This window comes from Bradyrhizobium yuanmingense (assembly GCF_029167105.1).
In the GTDB taxonomy this organism is placed as follows: domain Bacteria; phylum Pseudomonadota; class Alphaproteobacteria; order Rhizobiales; family Xanthobacteraceae; genus Bradyrhizobium; species Bradyrhizobium yuanmingense_A.
Map to the genome: position 1 here is coordinate 248,314 of NZ_JARFML010000007.1, position 17,722 is coordinate 266,035.

Below are 17,722 nucleotides of genomic sequence, written 5' to 3' on the forward strand. Positions count from 1 at the left end.
CTCCGTTGGTGTCCCGGGTAGAAGCTTATTGTATTTGCAATGAATATAATAAACCAACGGAAAATTGTCAAAATTAAATACGAAGGCCGTATGTTTTAATCCCGAGAACTCTCTCTACAGCTCAACCGAAGTCCGTATTGCCGGGATCAGGCTGCGCCGGCGTGCGCTTCGCCGGCCGCACCCCGCAATTTTGGAGCGTGGTCGGGGATGCAAGGCCGGTACTTCAGTTCGAGTCCGATGTTATAATATAACCTGGGATGCGTTTTCTGGATTTAATCAAATGGCGATTGAAGTTTTAAATCGATTTAATTATGGTTGGGGTAGCGAGGGTCTTCCGAGGGGCTCCGGGTCTGACAGGCGGTATGCCATGCCTCCTGAGGCGACGCCGAGGTTTATTCTTGAGCGCAGACAAAGCGGTGAGTAGGCGGAATTTCATGTGCTTGCGGACTGTGCCTCCGGCGGAACCCGAGAATGGCATTCCTGGTTTGCGCGCTGAAGCATTGCAAAAGTCGGGGCAGCGAACCCGGGAGGTCGTGCAGATGGCGCTGGCATGTCAGGCTCGACTGACCAGGAGCATTTCGTGATGTCCAAGGCACATCCGCCCAAGGTTGGAGGAATGGCCGAAGGCCCTTTGGTCACGGTCGTGATGTGCGTGTACAACGCCGGCGAATATTTTCGGCCGTCGCTGTTGAGCATAATTAATCAGACATACACGAACCTGGATATTCTCATTATCGACGATGGCAGTTCGGACGGCTGCTTCAGCTCGGTTCAGGATTTGCTGGTAGATGAGCGTGTTCGCGTGATCCATCAAGCGAACTCAGGCAAGCCTGTTGCTGTCAATCGAGCGCTCGATCGGATTCGCGGCGAGTTTTACGCAATTCAGGACGCGGATGACATCAGCTATCCAACCAGAATCGAAAAGCAGGTTCGTGCGCTGCTCAACAGCCCGCATTTGGCTGCCGTATTCTGCGGTAACGAGCTCATCATCAACGAGAGATTCATGGCACCCGTGTTTTCGCCGAAGAGCGAGAGCGACTGCCAGTCCGAGATCAGAGCCTTTCAAATGCCGGCTCTCGATCCCACGGGAATGTTTCGAATGTCGTTGGTTGGCGATATCCGGTTCGAGCCGTCGTTAATGGTTGCCGAGACCTGCGATTACATATGGAGAATCGGGGAGGTGCATCCGATGATCGTATTGGGGGAGTGCCTCTATGCCTACCGCATTCTTCCCAATTCCCTCAGCCGACGGGCGCCAACCTGGCGGAAGCAGTTTGAAGTCGATGTCTTCAGGCGAGCATGCGAGCGGCGCGGTTTGCGGTTTGAGCAGGGGTGCGCGGATGCGATGTGCGGCTACAGACGGTCTAACAACAGTTTACTAGACAACAACATCGCCGCCCATTTCATCAAGAGCGTGCTGGATTGGCGCAGGTCAAACCGTCGGTTGTCGGCATTAAAGACGGGTTGGCAATGTGTGTGTTTGCACCCAGCGGATCCGCACTACTACAAGGCGCTGGTTTACGCCTTGATTTCACCCAGCGTAGCGAGCCGCCTGCGTCGTGACTTCCTGGCGACTCCCCTGGAGACGACGAAATGAAGCGCATCGTAGCGAGCAACCGTCGCTTTGTGCGGTGCCTCGGCTTCGACCGCGTTGCCTGTTTGCAGAACGTCTCAGATACTTGAGGTACTCGCGTTGACTCGCAAAAGCCTAGAATTGGAGCCGGGTTCTCAGCTTACGTATCTGTACGGTCGGCAGGGGAGTCCAGTTGGTCGCGCGGCGGGGGGCGCGCGTTGGGGGACTGAGCTGTATCTGAAGCTCTTGTTGGTCGCGATTTTTTTGCCCGAAGGGTTGTCCTTCTTCGTCGGCGATTTTCGCCTCTCGGTTGCTCGAGTTCTAATTTTCTGTTCCTTCATCGCCGCGCTACAGCAGCTTGGACAGCGTCTAGGCACGCGAACCGTCGTCTGCGTACCATCGGATATCTTGGCGCCGCTTGCGGGCGTTTGGATGATGTTGGCTGCCACCGTCACCGATGGTCCGGCGGGCTTTAAAGGGGCCGGAATCGAGGCGCTTACGTTTGTGGGCGCATACTTGACGTTCCGGTTTCTCCTCGGTCCGGTCGATAGTTCCGTTCGAATAGCACGGTTCTCCTGCAAGTTGATGATTCTGATCGTCGGCATAGCGCTTCTTGACCCGCTCAGTGATAAACTGTTCACCTATGAGTTCATCAAAGGTATTACTGGCTATACGAAGCTCAGTTACGATGGACCATTGGCAATCAGGGCTGACACGTTCTACCGGGACGGTGTCGCTCGCGCCATGGGGCCGCTCGAGCATTCGATATTGTTCGGTGCTGTTTGCGTTTGGTTTGGAGTCGTGGCCTTCACTACGTTCAGGCACCAGGTACTCGGCTGGGGTGTGGCGGGCATCGCCCTCATCGGTGTGTGGTTTTCGCAGGCGCGCAGTCCATTGCTGGCTTATCTGATCGGATTTGCGCTGGCGAGCTTCTATGCTGCAAGCCCTCGCTTCACTGCCCGATGGAAGTTGGTCGGGTTGTGTGTGACCGCTCTACTCCTTGTTGTTTTCACTTTCTCGGGCAGCCCGGTCGCAACCCTTGTGCGACTGAGCGGAGTAAGCCCGGAGGCGGCCTGGGCCCGTCAAGCGATTTGGGACACGGGGGGACCTGTGGTCCTCGGTTCGCCGATCTTCGGAATTGGTTTGAATGGCGACTGGAATTGGCAGTCGCATGGCGCGCTCGTGAGTTCGAGCGTGGATGCCTTTTGGCTTGCCACCGCAATGTCGTATGGAATTCCGGGAAGCGCGTTGATGCTTTTGACAATTGCCAGCGCATGCTGGCTTGGCCCGATCGACAAATCGCCCAATCTTACTTCCGAAGAGGGGCGGCTATCGGTGGCGCTCGGAATTGTAATAACGACGATCGCTTTTCTAGGGTTCATTGTGCACTTTTGGGGCATCTGTTGGATCCTCATCGCCGTGTTTACCGGAATGCGAGCGAACCTCGCGGAGACCGCGATATTGCGCGATAGAGGCGCGCCAGCGGCGCAAACGAGGTGCGACCCGATTACCGGAAGCATTTGAAGACGGTCGACCGCGAGGTCATTAGGCGGGCAGGAATGCCGACCAGGATTTCTCGCTGCGCAGGACTAAAGCATGAAGGTTTCCATTATCATACGAACTTACAATCGTGCGTACATCATCGGGGAAGCGATCGAGAGTGCCTTGAATCAGACGTATGGAAACTTCGAAATAATCGTCGTTGATGATGGATCCACAGACGACACGGCCGCGGCGGTGAAAAAGGTTCGAAGCGAGAAAGTGCGTTACGTTCGGCATGATCGCAATCGCGGGGTCAGTGCGGCAGGCAACACGGGCATAAAGGCCGCCAACGGCGATATCATTGCTCATCTGGATTCGGATGACTTGTGGAAGCCGGAGATGCTCAGCAGCCTCGTCGATGTTTTGCGGCGTCATCGTCAGATTGGCGCGGTGTTCTGTGACGTTGAGGTCGATCGCGGCAAATCCATCTCGTCAATTGTCTCAAGCATGCGCGCATTTCCGAAACTGCTCGCATCGCGCGCGCGTTCTGATTTCGATGTTTTTCTGTTCAGCAGCCGTGAGATGTATCTGTGTTTGTTGGAAGAAGTGCCTATCAAGCCGACTGCGGTATTGATCCGGCGCACTGTTCTGGATGAGTTTAGAGGTTATGATGAATCATGGTGTTCGGGCGAGGACTGGGAACTGTACCTGAGAATCTCGAAGCATTATGGATTTGGATACGTCGATCGCAAGCTTGCAGTTATGCGGGTGCTCGAGGATTCAACCCTATCGAGGCTCCAGGAGGAGGATAAGTCGTCCTTGCTGCAGCTGGCAGTGAGCGAGAAGAAGGGGCTTCGGCAAGATCGCGAAGCACTCGAGGCGGCAAATCGTGCAATCGCTCGGCATTGCAAGGATCTGGGATGGATCTATCTGCACTCGGGAAGACGAATGAAATCGATCTCAACCTACGCTCGAGGATTTGCCGAAACGGGGCACGTACCTCTCGTTATGAGAGCCGGCGTGGCTCTTATGCCTCTGTCGCTTAGTGCGAGTTTGAAAAAGCTACTTCTATCCAGCGATGGCTCGCGCGCTCCATGAGAGATCTTTTCCGGCGAAGTGGTCGATGGTCCGTGTGTGCGGGAATAGAATGACTGAGAAGCACATCTCCGACAGGCCGGCGGCACGGCGGATTGCATTCGCGACGATCGGTGATGGGCGCCTGGTCAGGTTCTGGTCCGGTACCCCGTTTCACATGTGGAGATCGCTCGCAGGTGAGGGGCACGAGGTGGTCCATATCGGTCCGTTGAGCGCACCGATACTGCCTCTCTACAAGACGTATTCCAGGCTTTGCCGTGCCTTTCGCGGGCGCGGTCGTTCCCCGTTGCATGCGGGGGCGGTCGTTGCACAGTATGCAGCGGACTCAGCGCGTAAAATCCGAGCGGTGTCGCCCGATATCGTCTTCGCGCCGGCCGGCTCTACCTTTGCATGGAGTGTGCCTAACGGCGTTCCGCTCGTCTATGCGTCCGACGCGACCTTTCGGCTCATTGAGAACTACCATCCCAACTATCGAAACTTGTCGCGAGGGGCTCGGGACATCGCTGAACGCGTGGAGCGGGACACGATCGCGCGTGCGGATCTGATCCTCTACCCGTCGGAATGGGCAGCCGAATCTGCCATCAGGGACTACGGTGCCGACCGTAGCCGGGTGCATGTCATTCCTTGGGGCGCCAACCTCGAAGAAGCGCCGGATCGTGCCTCCGTGCTAGGTTGCCGCAAGCCGGGTCCCTGCCGTCTCCTCTTCATTGGCGCCAACTGGGAGGAGAAGGGCGCTGACATCGCGGTCGGCGTCCTCGCTGAACTGAGGAAGAGGGGCATGGAGGCGGAGCTCGTGATCTGCGGATGTACTCCGCCGAAGCCAGTTGCGCAGGATGGCCTGACGATCATCCCTTATCTCGACAAGTGTGATCGCGAACAGCGCGACCGATTGGATCAACTCTATCGGGACGCGGATCTATTTCTGCTGCCAACCCGGGCGGATTGCTATGGAATCGTGTTCTGTGAAGCAGCGGCCCATGGAGTACCGAGCATTGCGCCGGCCACTGGCGGCGTCCCCTGCGCGATCCGCAACGGGGAGACGGGCTTGTTGTTGCCACCGAAAGCGACGAAGGCGGACTATGCGGCGGTCATCTTCGAGACCTTTGCTAACCAGGATCGGCTGGCACGCCTGAGACAATCGAGCCGCGACGCCTTCGAGGCCCGATTGAACTGGCAGGCTTGGGCCCGGCGGGTTTCAGATCTGATAGAAACTCTATGATCGTCTTGAATTATCATGAGCTGGTGGAAGCCTCGCCTTCGAACGCGTGGTGCCTGACTCATGAAACGTTCGAAGCGCATCTCGCACTTTGCGGGGAAGCGCTGGTCTCGCCTCGGAGTTTTCTGGAGCATTGCTCCGATCCGACATCCCACGGCAGCGGCGCGGTCCTGTTGACTTTCGACGATGGATTTCTTTCGGACTATACGCATGTCTACGCCCGTTACATGACGACCGGTCGTATTCCGGGTTTCATGTCCTTTATCCCGGTAGATTTTGTAGGCTCGCCGGGACGTATGAGTTGGGAGATGATCGAAGAGCTTGCCAAGGGGGGGGTTGCAATCGGATCACATGGCATGGCCCACGTCGATCTGACGAGTGTCTCGGACGCAGAGCTCGAGCGCGAACTCGGTGTGTCGAAGTCGATGCTCGAGGATCGCCTTGGCCGACAGGTAGCTCTCTTCGCTTTCCCATATGGACGGTTTTCCCGACGGGTCTGGGAGGCGGCACTAAGGGCTGGCTACACACACCTGTTTACAATCCAGCTTGGATATCATCGCGGCTTCGAATCTTTTTTGTACTCCCGCCTTTGTCTGACGACCAACATGGATGCGGAGTACATGCGACGCCACTTGCGCGATCCGGATGCGATGCGCGGCGTTTCCTGGAAAATCAGCACAAAGCTCGGGCTCTATCGCCAACTGATGCGCTGGCGGTATCACTAGCGCTTTAGTATTTGGGGCGGTTTCAGTGCTGTGCAAAGCCAGGACATCGCTCGTTGAGTCGTCTTGGCCTCGTCGATCACCTCGAATGCTCGCTTTGCCTCCCGCAACACTGCCAATGATCGCCGCGATGCGGTGTAGTTCGAGACGATGATGCAGCCGCCCGGTTTGAGTGATTGCGCGTAACGCTCGAGCGACCGAACGGGGTCGCGCAAATAGAAAAGAGACTCGTTGAAGACGATGACATCGAAACGGCCGTCGGGCTCGTACACGTCGCCGTCAGCCTGAGAAAAGTCAGTGCGATCGTCGTTGTACAGACGGAGCTTCTCGATTGCCACGTCAGAGATGTCCACTCCGACATAGCGTTCATATCCAAGCTGCTTGAAGCGCTCGAATAGCATGCCGTCTCCGCAGCCGATTTCCAGGTACTCGCCGCCACGTCTAAAAGCGTCCATGAAACCAATGAGTGTCCAGTAGCGAGCGACCTCGCGCTGCATGTAGGTCCAGAGACCATCGCTGTACTCGGCGTCCCAAGTGGATTTCGCTTTTGGGCTGTCACCGAACCCCTGCGCAGTCTCCCACTCGCTAACGGCGCGTCCGAGCGCGTCGCCAAAAGGCAGCCGGGCCAATCCGAAGGCATAGTATGCGGCGCGCACCCGGCGCCATGCGTGGTAGTGAAGTGCTGCGAGCATTCCCAACCTGCCAACGCGTATTCGACGTCAGATAGTTTAATACAGGTGAAGCTATCGACAGATCAAGAGTGTACGGCGGGCGAGAACTGCAGATTTCACAGTGCTTGTGTGGTGAGCTTTCGCCCGGCCAATTCGCTGGCGCATCTCGAACCTTTGTCCGTGAGTCGCCAAGGAACGAATACCGCAAACGTCTTGGCTCCTATCCTTCGGTGATCGGATGGAGAGTATCACGCCCCGCAGAATCACGGTACGTCCCCCGTAACTCGCCCCCCGCTGCCAACGCGCGAGCATCATTAGGTAGTGGCTGGACGCTGCCACATCGGGTCTTCCGGTGCCGCGGATCGGGTCTCAACCATTGCTTCTAGCTGAAAGCCGACCGGGAATAGTGCCTGCAAAAAAGGTAGTGCTTTTTTGGCAGGAGTTACACACCCCAGATACTCGGATAAAATGGGTTGAGTTGTGCAATGCAGAAATTAAATGCCTATTAACAGTTGACGGATGTATTTAATTGCGCCTATCATTATTTGTATTTTGCAATTTGTCACAGAAAATCAAAGCCATGAGCAATGGTTTTGCGGAATTTGCCCAAGCGATAATTTCCCTTTCATTGCGTGCATTGCCGGGGCGGTTGCGCCTAAGGCTTAAACCCGGGGCACTCGGTTACCGGGTTCGTCGACGCATTTGTCTTAAGTCGCTGCTTACAGCTGGTGGCCCATCGCTATCCGTTTGGCATGCTAGCCCTCGACCAATTTTCGCTTGAAGGGAGTTGTCATGCAGATCGGGCCGGCGCTTTCAGGTGTATTAGGTACCACGACGATTGAGGAGTTGCGGCGCGCCGGAGCGCAGGATGCGATCGTGATCGGCGGGGGAGCCGCCGGAGGATTGGCGGCGCTCTTACTAGCCGAGGCTGGCCTGCGCGTGCTTGTGCTCGAGGCCGGGTGGCAGAATTCGCCGCGAACGACCGGGATGCGCCGAGCTATAGCCAGCATGAGCCGTAGGCTCGCGGACCCTGCGACACTTCGGTTGCTCCCTCCTGCGGTTGTTCCCTTTGGCAAGATGGCCTTGAGAGGCCTCGGCATGTTGCGCCAGCCCATCCAATCTCGCTGCAGCATCTGGGGCCGAGCACCGGACTCGTTTGTAGACGATCATGACCTGCCTTACGTGACGCCACGGAGCCAACCTTTTGTCTGGATACGCGCGCGAACGCTCGGCGGACGCGTGGGCCTTCCAGGGCACGGCCGGCAATACTATCGGCTGAACTCGTCCGACCTTACGCCGTGCGATGGATTGAGCGCGCCTTGGCCGCTAGAGCCGGGTGAGTTGGACCCCTGGTATTCGATGGTCGAGCGACGGCTAGCGCTCGCCGGTGCCATGGATGGCGTACCATGGCAGCCTGACAGTCACCTCTCGCGAGAACTTGAACCTTCTCTGAATCAGTTTGCGCTGATGGCAGCGATTCGCGCACGGTGGCCTCACTCGCGGCCGATGCTCACGCGCTTTGCGGCACCGCTGGATACCTTGGAAACTGCTGCTCTTACAGGGCGCCTTCGATGCCGTGAGGGCGCAGTCGTACGGCAAATCGATGTTGATCGATCAGGTCGCGTGCGTGGCGTAGTCTGGTTCGATCAACAAAGTGGAGCCGACGTACGCGCTTGCGCTCCGTTGGTCTTTCTGTGCGCGTCCTCGTTAGAGTCGACCCGAATACTCTTGCTTTCGCGTTCATCCAAAGGGGGCCAGGGGCTAGGTGCAGGGTCTGACGCGCTGGGGCGCTACCTGATGGACCATATTGTCGTAACTGGGTGGGGTGGAGGGGCACCGCTGAAGCCCAGTCCAGTGCTCGAAGATGGGTGCGCGATTTACCTTCCACGCTTCGATGCGCGCGACAGGCCCGCGCCCCTCGGCGGGCGAGGTTTTGGCGTGCAGTTGTATCAATTTCCAGGAGGGCACGGGCGCTCCCATTTTACCGCGGTTAGCTTCGGTGAAATGCTTCCTCGTGCCGAAAACCGAGTGACGCTACATCCTACACGACGGGATATATGGGGAATCCCCGTATTGCATATCGACTGCCGCTATAGCGAAGCGGACTTGGCGCGTGCCCGCGATCAGGCAGCTGCCATACGCGAGATCGCCGCAACAGCTGGCGTGACGTTGAGCCGCGTCAATGAACGGCCGGCCCCGCCTGGCTCCGCGATTCATGAATGCGGGACCGCCAGGATGGGTATCGACCCCGCGACCTCCGTGCTGGATCCAAATAACCAGTGCTGGGATGCACAGGGATTGTACGTTACGGATGGTGCCTGTTTCCCGTCGCAGGGCACGCAAAATCCCACGTTGACCATTCTCGCTCTAACCGCGCGCGCATGCCAACACGCGGTGGGCACCGTCGCCCAACCAAAGCGAGAAGCTGCATTCGGACTAGCCGGAGGCGCGTCATGACGGTTGCTGCTGCCGCGCCGTTTCGAGAAATCCTTCCGCGAAACATGCTTCCCCTAGGTTTTGGATCCGGCGCACTGTTGAGCAAGCGACGAACCCGCCGTGAGGCTCTTAAGTTGCTCGAAGCAGCCATGGATTGTGGGGTCACATATTTTGATACTGCGCGAATGTACGGTGCTGGTCGCGCAGAGAGCATTCTGGGAGAGCTGGCGGCGCGAAAGCGGGAGCGCCTGGTTCTGGCAAGCAAGGCCGGCATTGTCCCACAAAATCGCGCACTTCATGTCCGCGCAATGGGTCGTAGCATTCGGCTTCTGCACAATGTCGCGCCAAGTTCAAAGAATTACCTGCCTGTGCCGTCCACCTATCTGCCGCGTTTCGGAGCCTTTGGTCTGGTGGAGTTCCGGAAAAGTGTCGAGACCAGTCTCAAGGAATTGCGTACAGACTACCTCGATATTCTACTCCTGCACGAGTGCAGCGCTGCCGACATAGAGGAAACGGACCTGATCCGTTTTCTCGATGATCTTAAGCGGGAAGGGAAGGTTCGCGCCGTTGGCATAGCGACAGGCATGGAGGAGACGATGTCCATCCTCCAAAGGAATGCAGCGCTGTTCGACGTTGTTCAGATTCCAAGCGCCATCTGGAATATGAACGTTAGGAAACTTCCGGCAACCAACCGCCTCGTGATTACGCATTCGTCTCTTACCAGCCGATTTAGAATATTGCTTGATAGATTGTTCTCCGATGAGCGGATGGCAGCTGAATGGCGTTCGCTGACGCGGGTAGATCCACGCGATTCGACAGAACTTGCTCATCTACTGCTGGCTCATGCGCTGAATGCAAATCCAAACGGGATCGTCATCTTTTTCTCGTCCAATCCGTCGAATGTTGTGGCAAACGTGAAATCTGTCAGCAGTCGAGCTATCGATGAGAAGCAGATCGCGGGCTTGAACGCATTATTGGCGAGAAAGCACGTTGCCGAGTTCCTTGACGCGAGCTTCCGAGATCTGAGCTTCTGATCGGTGCAGACCGGCGACATTGGCTTGACTTTGCATCAGTCGGACGCGGCGAAGTATGGTTAGTCGCCGGCGGGACTGATCGAACATCGCGTTGCGACCTTGCCGGGGCAGCAGTGTTTGGCGGCATATAATCTTGTGGATCGAACTATTTAATTTGTTTTCTGCTGTGGCGTCGTCGACGACACCCCTAGTAAGCTGTTGTCTAGTGGCGAAGACGTAACATCGATTCCGGCATACTTTTGTATATCTTCGACCGCTCCGTGTGACACTCGTTCAATGCGGTGCACGAGTGGTTGATCGGACTGAAGAAATTTCCGGCATTTAATTCGCGCGATGCGAATGTGTCTAAGGTGGCTCAGGAAATTACCTTGGGTGAGCCGTCGTGTCGTCGCAAAAAAGCCTCCACCCGCCGGGAAGACGCACCCCAACGGCGCTGCGCCAGCAGAGTCGCACTTGGGGTCGCGTCGCTCGGGGAAAACAATTGGGCGCGTGCCAGGGGCAAACTAAATTGAAATTAACAGGAGAAAACTAGATGGCATCCATTCCTCTGACGTGGAATGATCCGATGTTTAGCGACCAGACCAATTCGGGGACGGTCTGGCTTGAGAATGGAGAGACGATTTCAGGTGTGAGCATTTCCGACCAGAGCGACACTGTCGCCGTCGGAGGGAGCGGCTCGTTCACCATCGACGACGTCCGTATTTCTTCAAGGGAAGGCGTGCGCATTGGGGGCAGCGGTGATGTCACCATCAACAATACGTACATCGAGACAACGGGACTGTCGGGCGATCACGCCGACGGAATTCAGGCCTATGCTCCCGGCGCCACTGGGAATCTGACCATTACAAATTCGACGATTGTATCGCACGACCAGAATGCCACTGCTGGGCTGTTCATCGCAGACGGTTATAGCGGAACGTTCACTTTCAATAACGTGGTGTTCGACGGTGGCCCATTTGGTCTGCGCATTGCCGCGGACGGAGGAGCCGGTCACGATGACTACCTCGCCCTCAAGGACGTGTATTTTGTGGGGCCATTTGCGTATGGCGCGCTTTGGTTGGAGGAGGTCAATGCGAACATCCACATCACGCAATGGGAGAATGTGCGCTACGCCACGATCGTGGACGGTCAACTTATCCCTGGCGAACTTATCCCGCCTCCCCTTCCGGTTGAAGGACCGACCGCACCCAGCACGCCGACTGAGCCGGATGCTCCGACTATCGCGTCGTTCTCGACCGACAGCGGCACCGCTGGCGACAAGATTACCAACGACAATACCATCGAGCTCAAGGGCACCGCGGCTGCCGGCAGCACGGTCAAGATCTACGACGGTACGACCCAAATTGGTTCGACGACTACGGACTCGAGCGGCAGTTGGGACTACATCACCAAGGTCCTGACCGACGCCAAGCATACGCTGACCGCAACGGCGACCAGCTCGTCGGGGCAGACCAGCGCGGCGTCGTCTGCGTTGGCAATCACTATCGATACCAAGGCTCCGACTGCGCCGACCATTGCCAGCCATACCGTGAACACCGCAAATCAGGTGGTGATGTCGGGCAGTGCCGAAGCGAGCAGCGTCGTGAAGGTGTTCGACGGCACGACCCAGATCGGGACCGCGACGGCCAACAGCACCGGCGGGTGGAGCTATACAACCAGCGCCCTTGCGGCCGGTTCGCACAGCCTTACCGCGACGGCAACGGACGCAGCAGGCAATACCGGCCCGGCGTCCACTGCGTTCACCGCCAGCATCACCGGCAGCTCGACGCCGGCCACACCGACCTCGCCGTCGTCGCCGACTGCCGGCACGGTAGTCGAGTCAGCTGGCGCGACGAGTCTCGTTGAGAGCGGCGGCAAATATTACCTCAATGGCAGCACCGGATCGGGCCCCACGCTGAAGGATAACGGTGTGGAGTTTGTGAAAGGGTCGGATGGCACCTGGACTCCCATCGGTGCGGAGAAGACGGCGACGGGCTATCAAGTTGCCTGGAAGGAGACGAGCACCGGTCAGTACACGGCGTGGAACACCGACAATAACGGCAACTACGTGTCTCATGTCAGCTCCCTGACCGGCTCCACAGACGGTGGCTCGGTGTCGGGTACGGACTCTGGCCTTAAGTCGCTCGAGACGAGCTTCCATCAGGATCTGAACGGTGACGGGCAGGTAGGTACTTCCACTGCGACCACCCCGACGTCGCCAACCCCGACGACTGGCCAGGTCGTCGAATCCGCTGGTGTGACAAGTCTCGTTGAGAGTGGCGGAAAGTACTACCTCAACGGCAGCACCGGCACTGGTCCGACGCTCAAGGATAACGGCGTGGCTTTCGTGAGCGGGTCCGATGGCACCTGGACTCCCATTGGCGCGGAGAAGACGGCGACGGGCTATCAAGTTGCCTGGAAGGAGACGAGCACCGGTCAGTACACGGCGTGGAATACCGACAATAACGGCAACTACGTGTCTCATGTCAGCTCCCTGACCGGCTCCACAGACGGTGGCTCGGTGTCGGGTACGGACTCTGGCCTCAAGACGCTGGAGACCAGCTTCCATCAGGACCTGAACAGTGACGGGCAGATCGGTGCGTCCAGCGTATCTACGTCATCCACTGCAACCGGTAGCAACGCGGCTATTGCGGGCAGTACGTTCATCGCTTCGCCGGGCAACACGACCCTGACCAGCACTTCCGGCGATGACACCTTCGTTGGCAGCAGCCAGGCCGATACTTTCGTGTTTGGCGCGAACTTCGGCAACGACGTCATCAAGGGCTTCGTTGCCCGCGGACCTGCTCACGACACGATCGAGTTCAGCAAGAGTGTGTTCGACAGTTTTGCCAGCGTTCTTTCCCACGCGACCCAGTCGGGCACCGATGTCGTGATCGCGACGGGGAGCGATACGCTCACGCTGAAGAGCGCCAAGCTCGGCTCGTTGACCAGCAACGACTTCCACTTCGCGTAGGGGACGGCATCCACAGAAAGCAATCTTCAACAAACGCCTTGGGGGATCTCTTGAGGGATCTTCCAACAAAGGCGCGGTTCAGGGGCAGAAGCCATGATTGACTTTGGACGGCGGGGGGAATTCCCCCCGCCCGCAAATCTCTATCGAATTCCATTTCTTCACATATCAGGACTCTGGTCAGCCGGACGGCAGTGGGCGGAAAACGCTCAACTGCAGACGCCGCAACTGATCGGCTGGGCAAAGGGCCTGATCGAAGTGTTGCGGCCGCGGATATTCGCTGGTCGCCCCCAGCCAGTGGATCACTATGACGAGTCGCAGTCAGAGTTGTCCGCGTTCCTGCGGTCTTGCCGCCGGATTTTCTGGGCGCTAGCGGCCTTCAGCGGCATGAGCAACCTTCTCATGCTCACCGGCTCGTTCTTCATGCTGCAAGTCTATGATCGGGTGTTGCCCGGACGTAGCATACCGACTCTTGTCGCCCTGTTGGCTCTGGCGACGGTGCTTTACCTGTTTCAGGGCGGGCTCGACTTCGTCAGGAGCAGGATCAGCGCCCGGGTCGGCCGGTATTTCGATGAAAGTCTCGGGGTTCGCATCTTCGACGCTCTTGTTCGCCTGCCTTTGAAGACCAGAGCGGATGGCGACGGCCTGCAGCCGGTGCGGGACCTCGATCAGGTCCGCAGCTTCCTGTCGAGCGGAGGGCCGACGGCGCTCTTCGATCTGCCCTGGATGCCGATCTATCTCGGCGTCTGCTTCCTCTTTCACTTTTGGATTGGCATCACTGCGCTGGCTGGTGCGTTGGTGCTGGTCGGCATTACGATGCTCACGGAAACGCGTACCCGAGGTCCGGCAAAGGCGAGCTCGCGTCTCGCCGTTTCGCGAACTGCCCTCGCGCTCGAGGGACGGCGCAACGCCGAAGTTCTGCAGGCCATGGGTATGCGGCAACAAGCGGCTTTGCGTTGGCAGGATGTCAACGCGAAGTACCTCGCAGCCCATGAACGGGCCAGCGATGTCGCAAACGGGCTCGGTGGTGCCTCGAAGATTTTCCGCGCGATCTTGCAATCGCTGGTTCTTGCCGTTGGCGCCGTCCTCGTCATCAACCAGGAATCGACGGCCGGCATCATCATTGCCGGGTCGATCCTCACCGCGAGGGCCCTTGCGCCTGTCGAAATGGCAATTGCGAACTGGAAGGGGTTCGTCGCGGCGCGCCAATCGGGACAACGGCTTGATTACTTGCTTAAACTTCTCCCTCAGGAGGAGGAGCGGTTGGCATTGCCGGCGCCTGTTGAAACCCTTAGCGCCGAGAACCTCTATATTGGTGCTCCGAACTCCGAAAGACCCACTCTCAGCGACGTGTCATTTCAGCTGCGGAGTGGGCAGGCGGTCGGAATCATCGGTCCGAGCGGATCCGGCAAGTCGACGCTGGCGCGTGCGCTGGTTGGGGTGTGGCCGTGCATTCGAGGCAGGATCCGGCTCGACAACGCCGCCCTCGATCACTGGTCTTCGGACGACCTCGGCAAGCACATCGGTTATCTGCCCCAGGACGTAGAATTGTTCGACGGCAGCATTGCGATGAACATTGCGCGCTTCGATCCGGACGCAACCGCCGCCGCTGTTTTGGAAGCCGCCCGTGCCGCGGGCGCGCATGACCTCGTCCTCTCACTGCCGGACGGGTACAGCACGAAGATCGGCGAGGGAGGGCTGGCGCTGTCGGCGGGGCAGCGGCAGCGTATCGGGCTTGCGCGCGCCTTTTACGGCAAACCCTTCCTGGTCGTGCTTGACGAACCCTCTTCCAATCTCGATGCGGAGGGCGAGGAGGCCCTGACCGAGGCGATCCTGAACGTGCGACGTCGCGGAGGGATTGTGGCCGTTGTCGCTCATCGGCCGAAGGCGCTGGAAGGTGTGGACCATGTTTTGTGCCTCGGCGAAGGCAGAGTTCAGTCCTTCGGCAAGCGAGAGGAGGTTCTCAAGAGAGTGCTGCGGAATCCGGTGTCGCTGAAGGTCGTCGCGGAAGCTCAAGGAGGCGGCCGATGAACGGTCAGGTAACGCCGGCGTTGCAGTCCATCCAACGTTACATGATCGTCGGAATGATCATGTTCGCTATGGTGACCTTTGGGGTCGGCGGCTGGGCGACGACTTCCCAGTTGTCGGGCGCGGTGATCGCGCAGGGCGTGGTCGTGGTGGATTCGAGCGTCAAGAAGGTCCAGCACGCCACGGGTGGAATCGTCGGAGAGTTGCGCGTGCGCCAGGGCGATCGGGTGAATGCAGGCGACATCCTGATCCGTCTCGACGAGACGCAGACGCTCGCAAATGCGACGATCGTCACGAATAGCATCGACGAACTGCTGGCGCGGCAGGCCCGTCTCGAGGCCGAGCGCGATAGTGCCGAGCAGGTCGTGTTTCCAAAGGTACTGCTCGACAGGGCCAAAGAAAGCAACTCCGAGGCGAGCCGTGCAATCGCCGCGGAGCGGAAGCTGTTCGACCTGCGTCGTCAGGCGAGGAGCGGCCAAAAAGCGCAGTTGCAGGAGAAGAGCGCGCAGTTGGAGAACGAAATCAAGGGCTACATGGGGCAGACGGAGGCCAAGCAGAAGGAAGTGGAATTCATCCGACAGGAGCTGGAGGGTGTGCGCAGCCTCTGGCAGAAGAACCTGGTGCCGATCACCCGGCTCAATTCCCTCGAGCGCGACTCCGCCCGCATCGAGGGCGAGCGCAGCCAGCTCGCAGGAATGATCGCTCAGTCGAAGGGCAAGATCTCCGAAATCGGACTCCAGATCATTCAGATCGACCAGGACCTCCGAACCGAGGTCGGCAAGAACCTGATCGAAACCCGCTCGAAACTCTCCGAGCTGGGCGAGCGCAAGACTGCGGCGGTGGATCAGTTGAATCGGGTCGATATCCGGGCGCCACAGTCCGGTCGCGTCCACGAGCTCAGCGTCCATACGGTCGGGGGGGTGATCTCTCCGGGCGAGCAAATCATGCTGATTGTCCCTGACGCGGACTCGCTCGCGGTCGAAGTCAAGATCGCACCAAAGGATATCGACCAGGTCTACGTGGGGCAGACCGCGACAATGCGCTTCGCAGCGTTCAACCAGAAGACCACGCCCGAAATCGACGGCGAGGTCAGCATGGTTTCGGCAGACATCACGCAGGATCAGCGTGCCGGCACGAGTTACTACACAGGCCGCGTCTTGCTGAAGACGGAAGAGCTGGCGAAGCTCGGCTCGGCCAAGTTGCTGCCCGGCATGCCTGTCGAGGTCTTCATCAAGACGGCAGGGCGGACCGCGCTGTCCTACCTGCTCAAGCCGCTACACGATCAGGCGCAGCGCGCATTCAAAGAGCGCTGAGCCCTTGCTGGATCTGAAATGACACAGCCCCGAGTGCACCCGCACTCGGGGCTGCAGATCAGCGACCTCCGAGCTCGCGATCAAGCAGGTATTGGACAAATGACGTCGCAGCCCGTCCCATACTCTCGCAAAACCCCGTCATTCGTCTTTATGATGATGTGCTAAAACAACAATTGCTGGCCGACGTTCAAGACTATCTACAGAATTTCATCATGGAAATTTGGAGTGGTATCATACAAGGCACTGGCAGTTATCGCTATTGGTACAAGCATTTTGCCGGCGGATACGACGAAGCTGACACGTCAGATCGGGTGAGGCCGTCTTCCTAACCCAACAACCACCGCCAGACATCATCGCAGCAGTTCTGCCCCGTCCAATGATGCGTTGGCCGCATCAACGAGCGCCGAGCTGACGACGAACCCCTGCAATGCGCCTGGAGGTGGACGGCGTGGCTTGAGGGGCCTCTGGCCGCCAGGAACGAGCCACAAGGGTGGACAGCTCTCGCAGCTTCGTCAGGTTTGATTGGGCGTGTCTGAGCAGCCGCGAGAGATTGGCTGGGGTGAGCCTGGCAGTATCGACCCACGTCGTCAGCGGCGGCAGCAAAGCCCCTGCGCGCGCACGGACCGAGTGTGGCGCAGGCTTGCTGTGTTGGCCGGCGGACCTACTAACCGCCCGGCGGTGCAGCCCGCTCAACACATCCATTCGCTTGCTGTACAGAGTCATCGCTGTGACGAAGACAAGCAGGATAGCTTCAGCCCCCAGAATGACGAGCAGTTCTTCCGGCATGCGCAATCTCGATTGTGAGGCGGAGAGGTCGTTCGGAATACGATCTGACGAGGGGCGCATTGAATCAACTATTAATTCGTCGCGATCGTTAAATTGTCGCCTCAATTTTGAGCGCAGCCGAGCAACCCATAGAGGGTGGCAATGCGGCCGCAATAGGATGCATCTGCGGGGACGATCTGGTGCGGCCGTATTGATAATGCGCAAACGGATTATTTTGGTCCGGCCATTATATTTAATTGACAATTAAATTAAATAAATTAAACAAGACGTGTGGTTGCCGCGGGACTGACGGTGTCAGCCCTGCCAGCGGATCCGAGCCTCAGTTTTGCGTTTGCGAGGGGATCGGCAGATGTATCGAACCTTCGGCTCCGTCGTGGCGGTCGCCATCATGCTCGGAGGAGTTCAATGGGCGGGGG

At 58.3% G+C, this 17,722-nt stretch carries 11 protein-coding genes; 10 read left to right on the forward strand and 1 reads right to left on the reverse strand.

Translation table 11 applies throughout. The features are described 5' to 3' along the window. Positions 1-583 precede the first annotated feature (583 nt). The 5 genes from P0R31_RS12140 (at position 584) to P0R31_RS12160 (ending at position 6,091) form a co-directional block, all read left to right on the forward strand. Positions 584-1,597 carry a glycosyltransferase family 2 protein gene (locus P0R31_RS12140; protein WP_275514258.1) on the forward strand — a complete coding sequence of 338 codons (1,014 nt, stop codon included), beginning with the start codon at positions 584-586 and terminating at the stop codon, positions 1,595-1,597. A 225-nt stretch (positions 1,598-1,822) separates the two neighbouring features. Next, positions 1,823-3,097 carry an O-antigen ligase family protein gene (locus P0R31_RS12145; RefSeq protein WP_275514259.1) on the forward strand — a complete coding sequence of 425 codons (1,275 nt, stop codon included), beginning with the start codon at positions 1,823-1,825 and terminating at the stop codon, positions 3,095-3,097. Between the two features lie 72 nt (positions 3,098-3,169). Then, positions 3,170-4,153 (forward strand): glycosyltransferase family 2 protein, encoded by a 984-nt coding sequence (locus P0R31_RS12150; protein WP_275514260.1) that lies wholly within the window; start codon positions 3,170-3,172, stop codon positions 4,151-4,153. Positions 4,154-4,202: 49 nt separating this feature from the next. Then, positions 4,203-5,369: a glycosyltransferase family 4 protein gene (locus P0R31_RS12155; RefSeq protein WP_275514261.1), complete on the forward strand. Its 1,167-nt coding sequence runs from the start codon at positions 4,203-4,205 to the stop codon at positions 5,367-5,369. After that, positions 5,366-6,091 carry a polysaccharide deacetylase family protein gene (locus P0R31_RS12160; RefSeq protein WP_275514262.1) on the forward strand — a complete coding sequence of 242 codons (726 nt, stop codon included), beginning with the start codon at positions 5,366-5,368 and terminating at the stop codon, positions 6,089-6,091. The genes P0R31_RS12155 and P0R31_RS12160 overlap by 4 nt, the downstream gene beginning before the upstream one ends. On the opposite strand, the gene P0R31_RS12165 is transcribed toward P0R31_RS12160, so the two are convergent. Then, entirely contained in the window at positions 6,088-6,780 is a 693-nt protein-coding gene (locus tag P0R31_RS12165; RefSeq protein WP_275514263.1) for a class I SAM-dependent methyltransferase, read from the reverse strand. The genes P0R31_RS12160 and P0R31_RS12165 overlap by 4 nt on opposite strands. Before the next feature lie 771 nt (positions 6,781-7,551). Between P0R31_RS12165 and P0R31_RS41055 the strand changes: the two genes are divergently transcribed. From P0R31_RS41055 to P0R31_RS12185, 5 genes are all read left to right on the forward strand, one after another. Continuing rightward, on the forward strand, positions 7,552-9,216 hold the full coding sequence (locus tag P0R31_RS41055; RefSeq protein WP_430516822.1) for an FAD-dependent oxidoreductase: 1,665 nt from the start codon (positions 7,552-7,554) through the stop codon (positions 9,214-9,216). Further along, positions 9,213-10,229, forward strand: coding sequence for an aldo/keto reductase (locus P0R31_RS12170; RefSeq protein WP_275514264.1), 1,017 nt, complete (start codon positions 9,213-9,215; stop codon positions 10,227-10,229). Before P0R31_RS41055 ends, P0R31_RS12170 begins: the two co-directional genes overlap by 4 nt. A gap of 532 nt (positions 10,230-10,761) precedes the next feature. Next, the gene (locus P0R31_RS12175; protein WP_275514265.1) at positions 10,762-13,182 is read left to right on the forward strand and encodes an Ig-like domain-containing protein; all 2,421 of its coding nucleotides are present in this window, start codon (positions 10,762-10,764) and stop codon (positions 13,180-13,182) included. A gap of 93 nt (positions 13,183-13,275) precedes the next feature. Beyond that, the gene (locus tag P0R31_RS12180; protein ID WP_275514266.1) at positions 13,276-15,210 is read left to right on the forward strand and encodes a type I secretion system permease/ATPase; all 1,935 of its coding nucleotides are present in this window, start codon (positions 13,276-13,278) and stop codon (positions 15,208-15,210) included. After that, complete coding sequence (locus P0R31_RS12185; protein WP_275514267.1) at positions 15,207-16,520, forward strand: HlyD family type I secretion periplasmic adaptor subunit; 1,314 nt, start codon at positions 15,207-15,209, stop codon at positions 16,518-16,520. The genes P0R31_RS12180 and P0R31_RS12185 overlap by 4 nt, the downstream gene beginning before the upstream one ends. Positions 16,521-17,722: the final 1,202 nt, after the last annotated feature.